Raw genomic sequence first — 16,988 nt, 5'->3', positions numbered from 1 at the left:
AAACTCTTTAAAAGTATAAAATCAAACTTACAAACTTTATAGTATAATGGCGGGACATTCACATTTTTCCCCAGCTAACGTCGAAGAATATTTTGAGTTCACGGCGGAGGGTCGCAAGAGAATCATTTATGCTTTTGTGGCTGGAGTTGTAGCTCTACTAGTTGGAATTTATTTGTTATCACGTGGTGAAGGGCACGAAGTAGTTCAAGCAGCTGCTGAACATGGTGCAGAGCACGGAGAACACCTTTCTGGCGGAGCGGTTTCTCATCATGGTGATTACGACTGGACGAACCGTATTTGGGCAAACCTTTGGTTGAACGGAGTATATTTTACAGGTATTGCTGTAATCGGTATGTTCTTTGTTTCAATTCAATACCTTGCTAAAGCTGGTTGGTCATCAGTAATTAAAAGAATTCCAGAAGCGTTTCCACGTTTTTTGATGGTAACTGGACCAGTTTTAATTTTAACATTCATTTTTAAAGGCGATGTTATTTTCCACTGGATGCACCATGGAATTACTGATCCTTCAAGCGAGCATTATGATAAAATCATTGCTGGAAAATCAGGATATTTAAATCAAGGATTTTTCTTAGGTAGAATGGTTGTATTCTTTGTGCTTTGGTTAGTTCTTTGGAACTGGATGCGTAAAAAATCTATTGATGAAGATTTGAACGGAGGCAGTGCTAATTTTTACGATATGGTGAAAATTGCTACAGGTTTTATTGTAGTAATGGGTATTTCAAGCTCAATGTCAGCTTGGGACTGGGTTATGTCTATCGACACTCACTGGTTCTCTACAATGTTCGGATGGTATATGTTCTCTTCATGGCATGTTACAGGCTTAGCTACTATTACTTTAACTGTATTATTATTGAAAGACAAAGGCTATATGCAGTATGTGAATTTTAGCCATTTACACGATTTAGGTAAATTCATGTTTGCTTTCTCTATCTTCTGGACTTACGTTTGGTTCGAACAATTTTTGTTGATTTACTATGCTAACTTCCCTGAAGAAACAATTTATTTCTTAGAGCGTTGGGAAGGTCATGACAAAATTTACAAGGCTACAGAAATATTAAACGTTGTGTTTAACTTCTTCTTCCCATTCTTAGTAATGATGACTCGTGATGCAAAAAGAACTGCAATTTTCTTGAAAATCTGTTGTGCTTTCATCATCGTTGGTCACTACTTAGACTTCTACCAAATGATTATGCCAGGAACACTTGGACCACACGGTGGATTCGGATTAGTAGAGTTTGGTATGGTTACAATTTTTGCTTCTGCTTTCATTTACATTGTATCAAATGAATTAACGAAAGCTTCTTTAGTAGCTAAAAACCATCCTTTCTTGGAAGAAGCTCTTCATCACGATATTTAATTTTATTGAAATAGAAAAAAATGTTTTATCACAAAAAACATTTTTGATAAACATTTTATTAAGAATTTATAATTAAAATTTATTTACGAACATGACGTATTTAATAGGACTTTTGTCAGTAATATTCTTGATTTTGGCAATTATCATTGTCAGCAAGAGTATGGCTTTATCAAAAGGTATTCAGGGAACTGATACAGACTCTGATGTACCAGTTGACGGAGCTAATAATCTAAATGCAATTGGGTTCATTATATTCTTGGTTTTAGGTTCTATTGGTGCTGCATGGTCGTTTTTCCACGCAAGACCAGACTTTTTACCAGTAGCGGCATCAGAACATGGTGTTAAAACAGATAGTATGTTTTGGATTTCAATGGGAGTTATTACTTTCGCATTCTTTGTTACGAATGCACTTCTATTTGTTTTCCCTTTTATCTATCGTTATAAAAAAGGAAATATTGCAACTTTTTATCCAGTTAACCACAAGCTAGAGCTTATCTGGACTGTAATCCCTGCTATTGTAATGGCAGTACTTGTATTTACAGGTTGGAGAACTTGGAGAGATATTACTTCACAAGCACCAGATAATGCTGTTGTGATTGAAGTGACAGGTCACCAATTCGGATGGTATGTTAGATATGCTGGAAATGATGACAATAAATTAGGAAATAATAACTATAAATTGATTGATAATACAAACAGTATAGGTATTGATTTTACTGATGAGAAATCATTCGATGATTTTACTGCTAACGAAATGCACATTCCAAAAGGAGTGCCTGTATTATTGAAAATCAAAGCTCAAGACGTATTACACTCTGTTTATTTACCTTACCAAAGGGTTAAAATGGATGCAGTACCAGGAATGCCAACTAAATTCTGGTTTGTTCCAACGATTTCAACAGATGAGATGCGTTATAAAACGGGTAATCCTGATTTTAATTATAAGTTAAACTGTACTGAAATTTGTGGTAGTGGTCACTTCGGTATGGCAATCACAGTTTTCGTTGATGAGCCAGATGAGTATGCAGCTTGGTGTAAACAACAAAAGCCATTCTTAACTCAAAATCCTGATTACTTGGCTAAAGTTCCTGAAAAGTTCAAAGCAAAAGCTCAAAAATACATTGAAGCTCCTGCTGTTGAAACAGAAAGTACTACAGCAACAGAAACAGCTACAGCTGGAACGGCATCTTTACGTTAAACTACTTATTCAACAAGAATAAATTTTCATTAATTATGGCAACTGCGACACTAAACGCTACAGACGCTCATGCACACGAGCATGAACATGAGCATCACGAGTTAGGCTTTGTTCAAAAATATATATTTTCAGAAGATCACAAAACGATTGCTAAGCAGTACTTAATTTCAGGTATTATCTGGGCATTTTTTGGTGGTGCGATGTCAATTATCTTCCGTTTGCAATTAGGTTTTCCTGATATGGATTTAACTTGGTTAAAGCCAGTGTTAGGGCAATGGATTGTTGATGGAAAACTTGAGAAAGAATTTTATTTAGCACTTGTTACTATGCACGGAACCATCATGGTATTCTTTGTATTAACAGCAGGTTTATCAGGTACTTTCTCAAACTTTTTGATTCCTCTTCAAATTGGAGCAAGAGATATGGCTTCGGGCTTTATCAACATGTTATCTTATTGGTTCTTCTTTTTAGCATCAATTATCATGTTTGCTTCATTGTTTACTGAAACGGGACCAGCATCTGGTGGCTGGGTAATTTATCCTCCATTAAGTGCTTTACCACAAGCAATGCCAGGCTCAGGTTTAGGGATGACTTTGTGGTTAACAAGTATGACATTCTTTATCGTTTCTCAGTTAATGGGCGGTATCAACTACATTTGTACAGTTATCAACCTTCGTACACGTGGGATGTCATTTACTAAATTACCTTTGACTATCTGGGCATTCTTCTTTACAGCTATCTTAGGTCTTTTATCTTTCCCAGTATTATTATCAGCAGCGTTATTATTGATTTTCGACCGTAGCTTTGGGACATCATTCTATTTGTCAGAAATCTATATCGGCGGTGAAGCTTTACCAAACGTAGGAGGTTCGGCTATTTTATACCAACACTTATTCTGGTTCTTAGGTCACCCTGAAGTATATATCGTATTACTTCCAGCTTTAGGTATTACATCTGAAATTATTGCTACTAACTCTCGTAAACCAATCTTTGGTTACCGTGCGATGATTGGTTCAATGATGGGTATTACAATGCTTGCATTTATTGTATGGGCTCACCACATGTTCGTAACAGGTATGAATCCATTCTTAGGTTCAGTATTTATGTTCCTAACATTGATTATTGCAGTACCTTCAGCAGTAAAAGCGTTTAACTATATTACAACACTTTGGAGAGGTAATATTATCTTTACTCCAGCGATGTTGTTCTCTATTGGTCTAGTATCATTGTTTATCTCAGGTGGTTTAACAGGTATTATTCTTGGTAACGCCGCTTTAGATATCAACTTACACGATACTTACTTTGTAGTTGCTCACTTCCACTTAGTAATGGGTGCTGCATCATTCTTCGGATTGATGGCTGGGGTTTATCACTGGTTCCCTAAAATGTTCGGAAAAATGATGAACAAAAACATGGGATACGCTCACTTCTGGGCAACTTTCATCGGTGTTTATTGCGTATTTTTCCCAATGCACTATGTAGGTTTAGCAGGTTTCCCACGTCGTTATTATTCATTTACTGCTTTAGGTAATGGTAGAATGGAAGCTTTTGTTGATATGAACATGTTTATCTCAATTGCTGCTATTTTAACATTCACTGCACAAGTGATATTTGTAATTAACTTTGTTTATTCTATCTTCAAAGGAAAAACAGCTCCACAAAACCCTTGGAACTCTACTACTTTAGAATGGACTACCCCAGTCGTTCCAGTACATGGTAACTGGGAAGGTGAAATTCCAGCAGTATATCGTTGGGCTTACGACTACAGTAAACCAGGTTCAGCAGTAGATTTCATTCCTCAGAACGTTCCATATTCAGCAACACCTGAATCAAACTTGCCAGAGGAGAATGAGGAGATTGCACATGAAAAGGATATTGAAGATTTATTAGATATTCAAAATTCATCTTATAGTCACTAAGATGTTAAAAACCTCTAAGATTGAGAATGTGTTAATTTAGGTTATCTTAAATTAACATATTCTCAATTTTTCTTTTTAGAAGATTCATTTAGTTCGATTTCGCATTAAATGAATTGAGTTTATCAATGTTTAAATATTCTAATAATGCTTTTTAGGAAATTAGGAATATTAACAATCATTACGATTTATCTGTTAGTATTGGCTGGTGGAATTGTTAGAAGTACTGGTTCAGGAATGGGTTGTCCAGATTGGCCAAAATGCTTTGGCATGTTAATTCCCCCAACTGATGTAAGCCAACTTCCGCATAATTACCAAGAAATTTATGCAGAAAAATTGCATGGAGAAGTAGATTTTAATGTAACAAAAACATGGATAGAGTATGCAAATAGATTACTGGGTGCTTTTACTGGGATTGTTGTATTTGCGACCTTTATTGCTTCTATTTTTTATTACTTCAAGAAAGATAGGGTAATCGTATATTTATCGTTTCTAGGCGTTATTTTAATAGGTGCGAATGGAGTATTAGGGAAATATGTAGTCGATTCTTTTTTGAAGCCGGGAGTAGTAACGCTACACATGTTGTTAGCAGTATTGGTTGTATTTGTATTGCTTTATGCCATTGCTAGGGCTTGGTCTGAAGTAATTTCAGTTGAAACAATTAGCCAAAAATCAACTTTAAATTTGGTTCTGGTTTTAACATTGGTACTTTCTACTTCGCAAGTATTATTAGGTACACAAGTAAGAGAAGCAATTGATAGAGTAGTGGCTAATCCTTTATTCGGATATAATAGAAATACTTGGATAGAACAAATGGGATTACCGTTTTTGATTCATCGTTCGTATTCGTTGATAATACTTGCTCTACATGTATATTTAATTTGGCTTCTGAAAAAGAATATCCAAAGAGAAGGTTTAACATATAAATTTATGGTAGCACTTTTAGCAATTGTTATCATAGAAATTATTTCAGGAATAATAATGGCTTACTTTGGTGTGCCAGCATATATTCAGCCAATTCATTTAACGCTTGCTATTTTGTCGTTAGGAATACAGTTTATCGTTTATCTGTTAATAAATGCTGAACGTGTATTTAAGGCAAGTAAAAGCTAGTTTTTAGCAAAGTAATTTTAGAATAAAATGAATATTTGATATTCATAAAGTGTAATGATCTCAAAAGAAGAAAACATTCCTATCGGAATAGCTTTAAAAGTGAAAGCATATTACGAATTATTGAAATTTAGATTATCAGCGCTAGTTGCATTTTCTGGTGCATTTGGTTATTTGTTAGCTGTAGATCATATCGATTGGGAAAAAATAATTTATATTAGTTTAGGCGGTTTTTTTATTACTGGTGCAGCAAATATCGTGAACCAGATTAAAGAAAAAGAACTAGATAAACTAATGAAAAGAACACAGAACAGACCATTACCTACTGGACGATTGTCGGTAAATGAAGCGACTGTATTCTGTATTATTTTGCTAATTATCTCATCATATATTCTATTTATTGAGTTTAATTATAAGGCTGGCTTACTCGGATTATTAAGTTTTTTACTCTATGGGTTTGTATATACACCATTGAAACGAGTAGGGCCAATTTCAGTTTTTGTAGGTGCTTTTCCCGGTGCTTTCCCTCCGATGATTGGTTGGGTTGCAGCCACAAATCATTTTGGATTAGAACCTGGAATTTTATTTGCGATTCAGTTTTTTTGGCAATTCCCACATTTCTGGGCAATTGCATGGGTTGCAGATGAAGATTATCAAAGAGCAGGCTTTAAAATGTTACCCAATAATGGTCACAAAGATTTAAGAACTGCTTTGACAATGATGATGTACACCATCTTTTTGGTTCCATGTGGTTTTGTGCCTTATTTGTTACACATGACAGGTATAAACTCTGCAATGGTAGCCGTTTTGTGTGGAGTATTGTTTTTATCACAGACATTTTATTTAATGTCGAAACCAACTGATAAAGCAGCCTTGATGATGATGTTTGGGTCGTTTATATATTTGCCAATCGTGCAAATAGCTTTTTTGATGGACAAGGTATAATTTTGATTTAGAATTGATAGTTAACAAATAATGACACAAGAACATTTAGCCAATATAAAGCTAGGAGAGCCTGAAGAAACGCTCTCGATGAACCCAAAGAAGTTTATGCTTTGGTTAGCAATCGTATCAATAACCATGATGTTTGCAGGATGGACTTCAGGTTATTTAGTAAGAAAAGCAGAAGGTAGATGGCACGAGTTTGAATTGCCTCAAATCTTTTGGTATTCAACAATTATCTTGTTTATAAGTAGTATTTCAATGATTTTCGCAGTGAGAGCTGCAAAAAAAAATAAATTCAGTACACTCAAAACAGCAATTTCTATTACTTTTGTGTTCGGGTTGGTGTTTTTAATCACTCAAGTAATTGGTTTCTCTGATTTAATTGAGAATCAATTATACTTCGCTGGAAGTGATGTTGCCGCTTCTTGGATTTATGTATTAGTAGGTTTACATGGCTTACACGTATTTTCAGGATTAGTAGTTTTATTGGTTTCTTTGGTTTCATCGTTTAAGTTTACGACCGAATCTAAAAACCTTACTAGAATCCAATTATGTGCTACTTATTGGCACTTTTTGGATATACTCTGGTTGTATTTATTCTTTTTCTTGTATTTTAATCGTTAATCTGTTTAAATTAGCGAACTTTTAAATAATTAATAAACCCCAAATTATAAAAGATGTCTGCATTACACGCTGCTACTGCCGTTCCTGAAAAATTGACATGGTCGGGTGGTTCAGAGCCTTTGAAAGCTAGTTACGGAAAACTAATGATGTGGTTTTTCTTACTTTCAGATACGTTCACTTTCTCAGCCTTATTGGTAACTTACGGTATGATTCGCTTTAGCCAGCAAGCATACACTGGTGCTCATGAAAAGTTTTTCTTCTCTACTACGCACTGGCCAATCCCTGACAAAGTATTCGAAGCTGTTCCATTTTTACATGGTGTTGAGGCTCCATTAGTTTTTGTTGGAATCATGACATTTATTTTGATTTTCAGTTCTGTTACTATGGTATTGGCTGTTGAAGCTGGTCATCGTGGCGACCGTGCTGATGTTGAAAAATGGATGCTTTGGACAATTGTAGGAGGTTTTACTTTCTTAGGTTCTCAAGCTTGGGAATGGACTCACTTCATTCATGGTCCTGCTGATTTAGCTTTAGCTGCTAAAGACGCATTGGGTAATCCTATTGAAGGTGCAAATTTGACTCGTAATCCTTACGGTCCTCCAGCATTTGCAGATTTATTCTTCTTTATTACAGGTTTCCACGGAACTCACGTATTCTCAGGTGTTATCTTGAATATCTTGATTTTCTTTAACACAGCTACAGGTTTGTACGAGCGTCGTGGTCACTACGAAATGGTAGAGAAAGTAGGTCTTTACTGGCACTTTGTAGATTTAGTTTGGGTGTTTGTATTTACATTCTTCTATCTTGTATAATTCGATAACTGTTAATCTAAAAATATAATGGCATCACATAATCATTCATCACATGTTGATGAAAAAGTAATTCCACCAGCACAAACGGCGGCTATCTGGAAAACGTTTTGGATTCTTTTAGTCCTTACAGCGATAGAATTCGTTATTGCATTTACTTTACCAGCTAACCATTTTAGAGTTGCTATCTTCGTTATAATGACAATTGTTAAAGCATTTTTCATCGTAGGAGAATTTATGCACTTGAAACACGAAGTGAAAACGCTTATCTGGTCTGTATTAATACCAACAGTGTTTGTAGTTTGGTTATTGATTGCTTTGATGTACGAAGGCGGTCACCTTTACTGATATAACTTGTGGATAATTACTTCTTGGTAATTATCCACAAATGTTTTAGTAGCGATACTAAAACATTAAGATTGATTAAAGAAAACAATCATGCAAAAGTCTCAAAAAGCTGGAATCCTAATCGCTGCGTTAGTTGTTCCAGCTTTAATTTTTTTATATTTAAAGGGTTTTGGTGAAAACCATTATGAATTACCCTACATGATTCCATTGACAGATTCTACAACTGGAAATGTGATGTTGAAGAAAAATCCAAATCCAAGATGGGATCAACCTGAAATGGATACCGTTTTTCATACTATTCCTAACTGGGAATTGATAGATGAAAATGGGAGTAAGTTTTCGAGCAGTGCATTGAAAGGAAAAATTTATGTAACTGATTTTTTCTTCACAAGATGTACTTCTATTTGTCCAAAGATGTCAACGCAACTTACAAGAGTACAAGATACTTTTTCAGAAAATGAAGAAGTAAGTTTTGTTTCTATCTCTGTTGACCCTTCTCATGATGACGCTCAACAATTGAAAAAATATGCCAAAGAATACGACGCTAAAAGTGGAAAGTGGCATTTTTTGACTGGTGAAAAAAAAGTGATTTATCCCTTGGCTGTGAAAGGATATTACATTCCAGTAGCAGATGCTTCAGAGTATGACAAAGCAATTAAAAGTCCAGACGAAACATTTATCCATTCTGAAAAGTTAATACTTGTAGATAAGGAAGGACACATCAGAGGTTTTTATGATGGAACTGACAAAAAGGATGTTGATAGATTAATCCTTGAAATGAGAGTACTCTTGAAAATATATCAAACCAATAGTTGATTTAGAAAAACGGAAAGAAAAATGGCTTCATTAGTGGTAGAGAAAAACGAAAAAAATGAAAAGCTAGTCAATATTTTGTCAATTGCAATTCCTTTAGCAGTAGCAGTACTGATTGGAGTTCGTACAAAAATTGATTTAGGAGCTTGGACAAAAATATTACCTCATGTAATTGGTGTACTTAATACAACCACTTCTATTACATTAATTATTGGCTACATTTTTATTAAAAATAATAATATTAAATGGCACCAAAAAATGATGAGTTTGTCGTTCATTCAAGGTTCATTGTTTTTAGTTTTATATATATTGTACCATATTTCTAATCCTTCTACTCCTTTTAAAGGCGAAGGAGCTATAAGAGCAGTATATTATTTTTTCTTACTTTCGCACATTGGTTTATCCATTAGTGTGGTATGGTTTGTCCTTAGATCAATGTATTATGCTTTAAGCAATCAGATTGATTTACATAAAAAAATTGTAAAATTTACTTTCCCAATGTGGTTATATGTTTCGGTAACAGGTGTAATTGTTTACTTGATGATTTCTCCATATTATAAGTAATCGTTTTCCCCATAAAGGATTTATGAAAAAACTCATTTTAACTTCCCTTATATTTTTGCTTTCGCTGTCGATGAGCTTTGCACAATGTGCTATGTGCAGAATGACAGTAGAGAGTACGGTTTCGAATGGTAGAAGCCAAATTGCATCAAACTTGAACTTTGCTATTTTGTATTTATTAGTTACTCCATACTTGATTGTAGCAGTTGTTGGATATTTGTGGTGGAAGAGCTCAAAAAAGAGTATGTCGCCTCAAACAATTTTGAGACAACGTTTAAGAAAAGCTTTCAGTTAATAAAAATGGTTTCAGAACACATTCTGAAACCATTTTTATTATTCCCAAAGTGGATAATATTCTAGCCGAATTTGTTCGCCAAAAAATATTTTTGTTGACGTTTCAAATGATTGTGTATAGTCTGAAACATAAAAATGTTTGATATGCGCATTTAAAGCATTCAAAGCATTATTTTCAGACAGAAACTCCTTGACAGACTTTGCTACGATTTCAGAAGTATCCAAAACTGTTACAGAATCTTTGTAATAATTTTCTATTTGCTTTTTGATTAATGGATAATGCGTACAACCTAAAATAAGTGCTTCTATATCTTTCAATTCTTCATTTTTTAAGTATTCTTGAATAATACTTTCAGAAATATTATGGTTAAAAAAACCTTCTTCAATCATCGGAGCGAGTAATGGTGTTGCCAATGACTTTAAAGTAATATCTTTTTCTAAAGCATCTGTTTTTTTACGATAAATATTCGAGTTTACGGTTTGCTTTGTACCAATCAAGCCAATTGTTTTACCTGCATAGTTTTCAGAAATATAATTAACCACTGGGTCAATTACATTCATTACTTTGGCTTTGCTACCAACATATTCTTTTACCAATTCATAAGCAGCAGCCGAGGCTGAATTACAGGCAATCAAAATGATTTTACATTTTTGTTGCAATAAAACATTACAAATTTTGATAGAATATGCTTGAATCGCTGACGCAGATTTATCACCATAAGGCAAGTGTGCAGTATCGCCAAAGTAAATAATATTTTCGTTTGGAAGTAGTTTTGTTACTGCATGAGCAACTGTTAAACCGCCAATACCACTATCAAAAATGCCAATTGCTGCAGATGAATTCATATAAAAATGATTAGAATGGAAAATTTCTTATGAATTTGATCTTCCTTAAAGTTATTATTTAGAAAGAAAAATCAATTATTGTTTACAAATTTGAATATTCAATATTTATCGTGCAACCTTTCATTAGTATATTTCATCTTGAAAGTAATTAAGTTAACAAATTGCTCTGAACCCCAGATTTATAAAAAGCTAAACCAGAACTTTATACCGTGAAACTGATTACTTTATTTCAAACTGAAGAGGCATTAGTAAAAGCTTGTCAGAAAGGCGATCCAAAAGCCCAACGAAGAGTTTACGAGAAGTATTCCCCGAAAATGTTGGGGATATGTTTTAGGTATGTACACGATGAATTTGAAGCGGAAGAAGTAATGATTGAAGGTTTTGTAAAAGTATTCGACAAGATTAATAGTTTTAAATTGGAAGGAAGTTTTGAAGGATGGATTCGGCGGATTATGGTTAATGAATCGTTGATGTATCTGAGAAGTAACAAGAAAACGCAATTTGAAGTAAGCTATGACCAAATTCTTTACGAACCAGAACCCGAACAATTCAGAACAGACCTTGAAACAAAAGATTTACTTAAATTAATAGAGAAACTTCCTACAGGCTATCGAACAGTATTTAACTTATATGCCATCGAAGGATATTCTCATGCAGAAATTGCCGACCAATTAGGAATAACTGAGAGTACATCGAAATCTCAATTATCAAGAGCAAGAGTGATTTTACAAAATGCAGTCGTTCAAATGATTTAACTCGATTTTGATTAATCGAAAAATATATGAAAAATCAAGAAAATATTGATAAGTTTTTTGTCGAAAAGCTACAGCAATACGAGCGTCAACCACGTGCTGCTGCATGGGAAAAACTACAAACAAGATTAGAAAAGCAAGAAAGTAAAGTAATACCACTTTGGTGGAAATTTGCCTCTGCTGCTTCTGTTGCTTTACTATTAGCCTCAGGAGTCTATTGGTTGAATACTTCTGAAAATACTGTGGATGACAAATTTGTTTCAGTAGAAAGAAGTAATCCAAAAGTAAAAACAGGAAAGAGTTTTTCGGAAGTAATAAAATCTTCTGAAGAAAAAGAAAGTCTAGCAAGTCTTCAAGATAATGAGAAGATTACAGTGGAAATCGCAGCAGGCAAACGCAATGAGAAGGTGATTGTGCCTAAGTCTAAAAAAACTAAGTTTGAAAAAGCATTGACAAATAGTAATGAAGAAGTGATTTTAAGTAAAAATATTACTCTTCAACCTATTTCAAAACCTAGTCTTGAAACCAATACGATTGTTTTAGTTGTAGAAAATACTCAAAAACCAATTGTAAAACCGGAGAAAGAAACAATCGTTCTGAATTTAATAGAAACACAATCAGAAGCTGTTGCAGAAGCCACGGTTCTTGACGAAAGTGCTAATAGAAAACAAAGTAAATTCAATAAAATTTGGCAACAATTGAAAAGAGCTAAAAATGGTGAAAATGTGGACTGGAAAGAAGTAGGCTTTAAACCACAAAAGTTATTAGCTAGAGCAGATGCCAAAATAGAAAATGCTTTGACAAACGGAGAAGAAACAGAAAAATAAATAAAATTGATGCAACCCAAGATTAACCATTTGCATCTTAAAATGTAAACAACAAGTTTTTAGATTAACTACTAATTTAATTCAAAACCAAGGCATGCAGGAATAGAATTAACCGGTACAGAAATCTCTTAAAACCTAAAAACAATAAATAAAATCGCCATGGAAACGTTCAGAATCAAGAGTATCGTGAGCAAAATCACTTTCTCAATAATTTTTTCAGTTTTTGTTAGCTCAATAACTAGTTTTAAAAGTTCGGCAAAATCAAATGATGCAGATTCAACAGTTATTAATATCGACAAGCGCAATCAGACTCTATTAAATAGCAAAAATCCTAGTAGATCATTAAAAGAAGATTTACAGGAATTGTTTCAAAAAAATGGAATGAACCTTGATGATGATACTTGGAAAGGGATTCGCAGAGTAGTTAATAGTGAATTAAGTAAAGATACTGTCTTGGTCATTACACAAAACAATAAAAGCATCAATGTAGCGATTAATGCCAAAACAGAAGAATTGAATAGAAGTTCAGCAACAAACCAATCAACTCGCAGAGAATACAATATCAATAATAATTCAAATGTGAAAATTGGCGGTGGCGGAGTACATGTTAAAGATGGCAGAGACGAGGTTCACGTGAGTTGGAATGGGGTAGTGGTTAAAGATGGAAATGATGAAGTGAAAGTGATTTTGAAAGATACTGCTAAGGTAAATCGTAGAGACCAAGGATTCTCTAGCCGTTCGGGTTTCAATATCTACTTTGGTTTCAACGGGTTTTCTAATACAGGAAGTATCTCTGGTATTTACAATAGCAAAGATTTTGAATTAAGTCCTTTCGGTTCGAGATACTTTGGTTTTGGTTGGACTCGTAGCGGAATGATTAGTAAAGGAGCGAAAGCAGCTTTGAAGATTAGCTACGGTTTAGAAGTATCATGGAACAATTTTATGTTCGAAAACAATAATTATCTTGTTAAAGGAACAAACAATGTAGCTTTTGAAAATTATAAAGACAGCAAAGGAGATGTAATTCCACTTTCTCGAAACAAATTGACAGTTGCGAACATCAACATTCCAGTAATGCCTTATGTTGCCTTTAAAAAAGGGAGTGTAGTAACTTATGTGGCAGCAGGCGGTTATGTAGGTTATCGAATAGATAGTTACACTAAAACAAAAGAAGAAGATAGCGGTGATAAGAACTGGAATCACAGTAGCTTTTATTTGAACAATCTTCGTTATGGTTTAGCTTTTGAATTAGGATTAAAGAATTTTCCAGACTTATTTGTTAACTATGATATGAATAAGCTTTTTCAAGATGGAAGAGGTCCTGGTATCAGCGGAGTAAGTTTTGGAATAAGATTATAAAAAAGACATTGGCATTAATTGAGTATTTTAAACGAAAAAATATTCAATTAATGCCAATTTTGTAACTGTCAAATTATCAGGTAATTATATTTTTTTGTGAAAAAAAAGTGAAAAAAAACTTATTTAACGTTTGACAAAATAAAAAATAAACTTACCTTTGCACACTCTTTCACCAGAACGCTAAACGAAAGCGGTTCGAAAGTAGAGAAAATGGGGGTGTACCAGAGTGGCCAAATGGGGCAGACTGTAACTCTGCTGGAGTATTCCTTCGGTGGTTCGAATCCATCCGCCCCCACGATTTGAATGAGTGAATGTTTAAATTGATTTTAAAATTCAATCTCAATCATTTCACTATTAGAGTAAGCGGGAGTAGCTCATTTGGTAGAGCGATAGCCTTCCAAGCTATAGGTGGCGGGTTCGAGCCCCGTCTCCCGCTCCAAAGGAAACAATAGTAAGTGGTTAGTTGTTAATTAGTTAATAGTTATTAGTTTAGCTAAAAACGATTAACAATTAACCTCTTATAATTTCTAAGGGTTAGGTTTTGGAGTTTGCCTTTGTAGCTCAGTGGTAGAGCACTTCCTTGGTAAGGAAGAGGTCGGCAGTCCGATTCTGCTCAAAGGCTCGAATCTTTTGAAGATTGTTTTAATTTGAAGATTTGGAAGTTATTTTGTTGTTTTTACAGAATAAGTTAAAATGTTTTCAAATATTCAAATCCTCAATGTTTCAAATGTAAAAAGTATCAAACAATTTTTAAATAAAACTAATTAAGAACTAAATATCATGGCAAAAGAGAATTTTGACCGTAGTAAGCCCCACGTAAACATTGGTACAATCGGTCACGTTGACCACGGTAAAACTACATTGACTGCTGCAATTACGAAAGTATTGTCAGAAAAAGGACTTGCTGAGAAAAAAGATTTCTCATCAATTGACTCGGCTCCTGAAGAAAAAGAGCGTGGTATTACTATCAACACTGCTCACGTAGAATATTCAACAGCTAACCGTCACTATGCACACGTTGACTGTCCAGGTCACGCCGATTACGTGAAAAACATGGTAACTGGTGCTGCTCAAATGGACGGTGCTATCATCGTAGTTGCTGCAACTGACGGTCCAATGCCACAAACTCGTGAACACATCTTGTTGTCTCGCCAAGTTGGTGTACCTCAATTGGTTGTATTCATGAACAAAGTGGATATGGTTGACGATCCAGAATTACTTGAATTAGTAGAAATGGAAATTCGTGAATTGTTATCATTCTATGAATTTGATGGAGATAACATTCCAGTAATCCAAGGTTCTGCTTTAGGTGGTTTGAACGGAGATGCTAAATGGGTAGCTACTATCGAAGCGTTAATGGATGCAGTTGATAGCTGGATTCCACTTCCTAAGCGTGATGTTGATAAGCCTTTCTTGATGCCAGTTGAAGACGTATTCTCGATCACTGGTCGTGGTACTGTAGCAACAGGTCGTATCGAAACTGGTATCATCAATTCAGGTGAAGCAGTAGATATCTTAGGTATGGGTGCTGAAGGCTTGAAATCAGTTGTAACTGGTGTTGAGATGTTCCGTAAAATCCTTGACCGTGGTGAAGCTGGTGATAACGTAGGTTTATTATTACGTGGTATCGATAAAGAATCTATCCGTCGTGGTATGGTTATTTGTAAGCCAGGTTCTGTGAAGCCTCACACTAAATTCAAAGCAGAGGTTTATATCTTGTCTAAAGAAGAAGGTGGTCGTCATACTCCATTCTTTAACAAATATCGTCCACAATTCTATTTCCGTACAACTGACGTAACAGGAGAAATCATGTTGCCAGAAGGAGTAGAAATGTGTATGCCTGGTGATAACTTGACAATCTCAGTAACTTTATTGAACAAAGTAGCGATGGACAAAGGTCTTCGTTTCGCTATCCGTGAGGGTGGTCGTACAGTAGGTGCTGGTCAAGTAACTGAAATTTTAGACTAATTTTTAGCTAAAAATAGATTGAGAGCGTTACAAACCTGTGACGCTCTCTTTTTTTAGAATAAATTTGTAAGTATTTTTTTGCAAGTTTAGGATAAACAACTATCTTTGCAGTCGATTTACACGGGAATAGTTCAATGGTAGAATGCGGGTCTCCAACACCCTTGATCAGGGTTCGAATCCTTGTTCCCGTGCTCAGTATTAAGTTCCAAGTTTTAGGTTTTAAATTTATATACATTTTAAATGTACTAATTTTAAAGCCTAAAATATTGGAACTTAAAAGTTTATAAGCATAACTGTTTTTGCTTACAGATTAAAGAGATTATTAGTATAATATAGAAAAATAAAACCATGAACAAATTACAACAACTTGTTAAAGAGTCTTGGACAGAGGTTACAGAAAACGTAACATGGCCTAAATTTTCAGAATTACAAGCAAGTTCAACGCTTGTATTAGTGGCATCTTTAATTTTTGCATTAGTGGTTGGTATGATTGACTTCCTTTTCAAGTCTGGATTAGAGTGGTTCTATCAATAATATTAATGGCAGATTTCGGAATATAGCATTAGCAATAAATCTGCTTTGATGTAATATCAATCCAAAATCTACAAGGGCAAACTGAAATTTATACTCATACAATGGCAGAGACTAATTGGTACGTTCTGAGAGCTGTTTCAGGACAAGAAAAGAAGATAAGGACTTATCTCGAAAATGAAATTGCGAGACAAAGTCTTCAGGATTATATTCCACAAATTATTATTCCAACAGAGAAGATATTTGAAATGCGTAACGGTAAAAAAACTGTTCGTGAAAAAACTTTGTTTGCTGGATATATTTTTGTTGAAGCAGATATTAAATACGGTGAAGTAGCCCATTTAATTACTTCTATGCCAGGTGTAATTGGCTTTTTAAGCTGGAATGATGGTAAGACATCTAAAACACCAATTCCATTGCGTGCAGGAGAAATTAAGCGTATCTTAGGTAAAATGGACGAAGCCGTTGCTGTTGAAGAATTAGCACCAACATCGTTCTCGAAAGGTGAAACTATTAAAGTAATAGATGGTCCTTTCTCTGGATTTGAAGGTTCTGTTGAAGAAATCTTTGATGATAAGAAGAAGTTGAACGTTATGGTTAAAATCTTTGGTCGTAACACTCCAGTTGAATTGAACTATTCACAAGTAGAGAAATAGAGAAATTAGCTCAAACAAAAGAGGAATATTCATTACGAATATTCCTCTTTTTG

General features: G+C 34.5%; 18 protein-coding genes and 4 tRNA genes. 21 read left to right on the top strand and 1 reads right to left on the bottom strand.

The window, feature by feature from the left end; all coding sequences use genetic code 11:
* Window positions 1–46 precede the first annotated feature (46 nt).
* The 11 genes from VB798_RS07640 to VB798_RS07590 all read left to right on the top strand — a co-directional run bounded on the left by VB798_RS07640 (window position 47) and on the right by VB798_RS07590 (window position 9,997).
* Window positions 47–1,378: a quinol:cytochrome C oxidoreductase gene (locus VB798_RS07640; RefSeq protein WP_323257594.1), complete on the top strand. Its 1,332-nt coding sequence runs from the start codon at window positions 47–49 to the stop codon at window positions 1,376–1,378.
* Between the two features lie 91 nt (window positions 1,379–1,469).
* Window positions 1,470–2,576 (top strand): cytochrome c oxidase subunit II, encoded by a 1,107-nt coding sequence (locus VB798_RS07635; protein ID WP_323257592.1) that lies wholly within the window; start codon window positions 1,470–1,472, stop codon window positions 2,574–2,576.
* 35 nt (window positions 2,577–2,611) lie between these two features.
* Complete coding sequence (locus tag VB798_RS07630; protein WP_323257590.1) at window positions 2,612–4,495, top strand: cytochrome c oxidase subunit I; 1,884 nt, start codon at window positions 2,612–2,614, stop codon at window positions 4,493–4,495.
* A 144-nt stretch (window positions 4,496–4,639) separates the two neighbouring features.
* A complete protein-coding gene (locus VB798_RS07625) occupies window positions 4,640–5,605 on the top strand; it encodes a COX15/CtaA family protein (protein WP_323257588.1) in 966 nt (321 codons plus the stop codon).
* Window positions 5,606–5,659: 54 nt separating this feature from the next.
* A complete protein-coding gene (gene cyoE, locus VB798_RS07620) occupies window positions 5,660–6,547 on the top strand; it encodes a heme o synthase (protein WP_323257586.1) in 888 nt (295 codons plus the stop codon).
* Window positions 6,548–6,577: 30 nt separating this feature from the next.
* Window positions 6,578–7,171, top strand: coding sequence for a cytochrome c oxidase subunit 3 (locus VB798_RS07615; protein WP_323257584.1), 594 nt, complete (start codon window positions 6,578–6,580; stop codon window positions 7,169–7,171).
* Window positions 7,172–7,224: 53 nt separating this feature from the next.
* Entirely contained in the window at window positions 7,225–7,983 is a 759-nt protein-coding gene (locus tag VB798_RS07610) for a cytochrome c oxidase subunit 3 (RefSeq protein ID WP_323257582.1), read from the top strand.
* A gap of 27 nt (window positions 7,984–8,010) precedes the next feature.
* On the top strand, window positions 8,011–8,328 hold the full coding sequence (locus VB798_RS07605; protein WP_323257580.1) for a cytochrome C oxidase subunit IV family protein: 318 nt from the start codon (window positions 8,011–8,013) through the stop codon (window positions 8,326–8,328).
* Window positions 8,329–8,418: 90 nt separating this feature from the next.
* Window positions 8,419–9,144 (top strand): SCO family protein, encoded by a 726-nt coding sequence (locus tag VB798_RS07600; RefSeq protein ID WP_323257578.1) that lies wholly within the window; start codon window positions 8,419–8,421, stop codon window positions 9,142–9,144.
* A gap of 21 nt (window positions 9,145–9,165) precedes the next feature.
* Window positions 9,166–9,705 carry a DUF420 domain-containing protein gene (locus VB798_RS07595; protein ID WP_323257576.1) on the top strand — a complete coding sequence of 180 codons (540 nt, stop codon included), beginning with the start codon at window positions 9,166–9,168 and terminating at the stop codon, window positions 9,703–9,705.
* Window positions 9,706–9,727: 22 nt separating this feature from the next.
* Window positions 9,728–9,997 carry a hypothetical protein gene (locus tag VB798_RS07590; RefSeq protein ID WP_323257574.1) on the top strand — a complete coding sequence of 90 codons (270 nt, stop codon included), beginning with the start codon at window positions 9,728–9,730 and terminating at the stop codon, window positions 9,995–9,997.
* Between the two features lie 38 nt (window positions 9,998–10,035).
* Here the strand turns inward: VB798_RS07590 and murI are convergent, their stop codons facing one another.
* Window positions 10,036–10,842 carry a glutamate racemase gene (murI, locus tag VB798_RS07585; protein ID WP_323257572.1) on the bottom strand — a complete coding sequence of 269 codons (807 nt, stop codon included), beginning with the start codon at window positions 10,840–10,842 and terminating at the stop codon, window positions 10,036–10,038.
* A 209-nt stretch (window positions 10,843–11,051) separates the two neighbouring features.
* On the opposite strand from murI, the gene VB798_RS07580 reads away from it, so the two are divergent.
* The 10 genes from VB798_RS07580 (at window position 11,052) to nusG (ending at window position 16,935) form a co-directional block, all read left to right on the top strand.
* On the top strand, window positions 11,052–11,597 hold the full coding sequence (locus VB798_RS07580) for an RNA polymerase sigma factor (RefSeq protein WP_323257570.1): 546 nt from the start codon (window positions 11,052–11,054) through the stop codon (window positions 11,595–11,597).
* Between the two features lie 26 nt (window positions 11,598–11,623).
* On the top strand, window positions 11,624–12,421 hold the full coding sequence (locus VB798_RS07575) for a hypothetical protein (RefSeq protein ID WP_323257568.1): 798 nt from the start codon (window positions 11,624–11,626) through the stop codon (window positions 12,419–12,421).
* 159 nt (window positions 12,422–12,580) lie between these two features.
* Window positions 12,581–13,780: an outer membrane beta-barrel protein gene (locus VB798_RS07570; RefSeq protein ID WP_323257566.1), complete on the top strand. Its 1,200-nt coding sequence runs from the start codon at window positions 12,581–12,583 to the stop codon at window positions 13,778–13,780.
* 212 nt (window positions 13,781–13,992) lie between these two features.
* Window positions 13,993–14,075 (top strand) — tRNA-Tyr (locus VB798_RS07565).
* A gap of 68 nt (window positions 14,076–14,143) precedes the next feature.
* Window positions 14,144–14,219, top strand: a tRNA-Gly gene (locus VB798_RS07560).
* Window positions 14,220–14,330: 111 nt separating this feature from the next.
* Window positions 14,331–14,402 (top strand) — tRNA-Thr (locus tag VB798_RS07555).
* A gap of 158 nt (window positions 14,403–14,560) precedes the next feature.
* Window positions 14,561–15,748, top strand: coding sequence for an elongation factor Tu (tuf, locus tag VB798_RS07550; protein WP_323257564.1), 1,188 nt, complete (start codon window positions 14,561–14,563; stop codon window positions 15,746–15,748).
* Window positions 15,749–15,868: 120 nt separating this feature from the next.
* Window positions 15,869–15,939 (top strand) — tRNA-Trp (locus VB798_RS07545).
* Between the two features lie 157 nt (window positions 15,940–16,096).
* Complete coding sequence (gene secE, locus VB798_RS07540) at window positions 16,097–16,282, top strand: preprotein translocase subunit SecE (protein ID WP_184129481.1); 186 nt, start codon at window positions 16,097–16,099, stop codon at window positions 16,280–16,282.
* A 101-nt stretch (window positions 16,283–16,383) separates the two neighbouring features.
* Window positions 16,384–16,935, top strand: a complete 552-nt coding sequence (gene nusG, locus VB798_RS07535; RefSeq protein WP_184129484.1) for a transcription termination/antitermination protein NusG — start codon at window positions 16,384–16,386, stop codon at window positions 16,933–16,935.
* The last annotated feature ends 53 nt before the right edge of the window (window positions 16,936–16,988 follow it).

The organism is Arcicella lustrica (genome assembly GCF_034930985.1).
Lineage (GTDB): Bacteria > Bacteroidota > Bacteroidia > Cytophagales > Spirosomataceae > Arcicella > Arcicella lustrica.
This window is presented reverse-complemented; position numbering and strand designations above follow the sequence as displayed.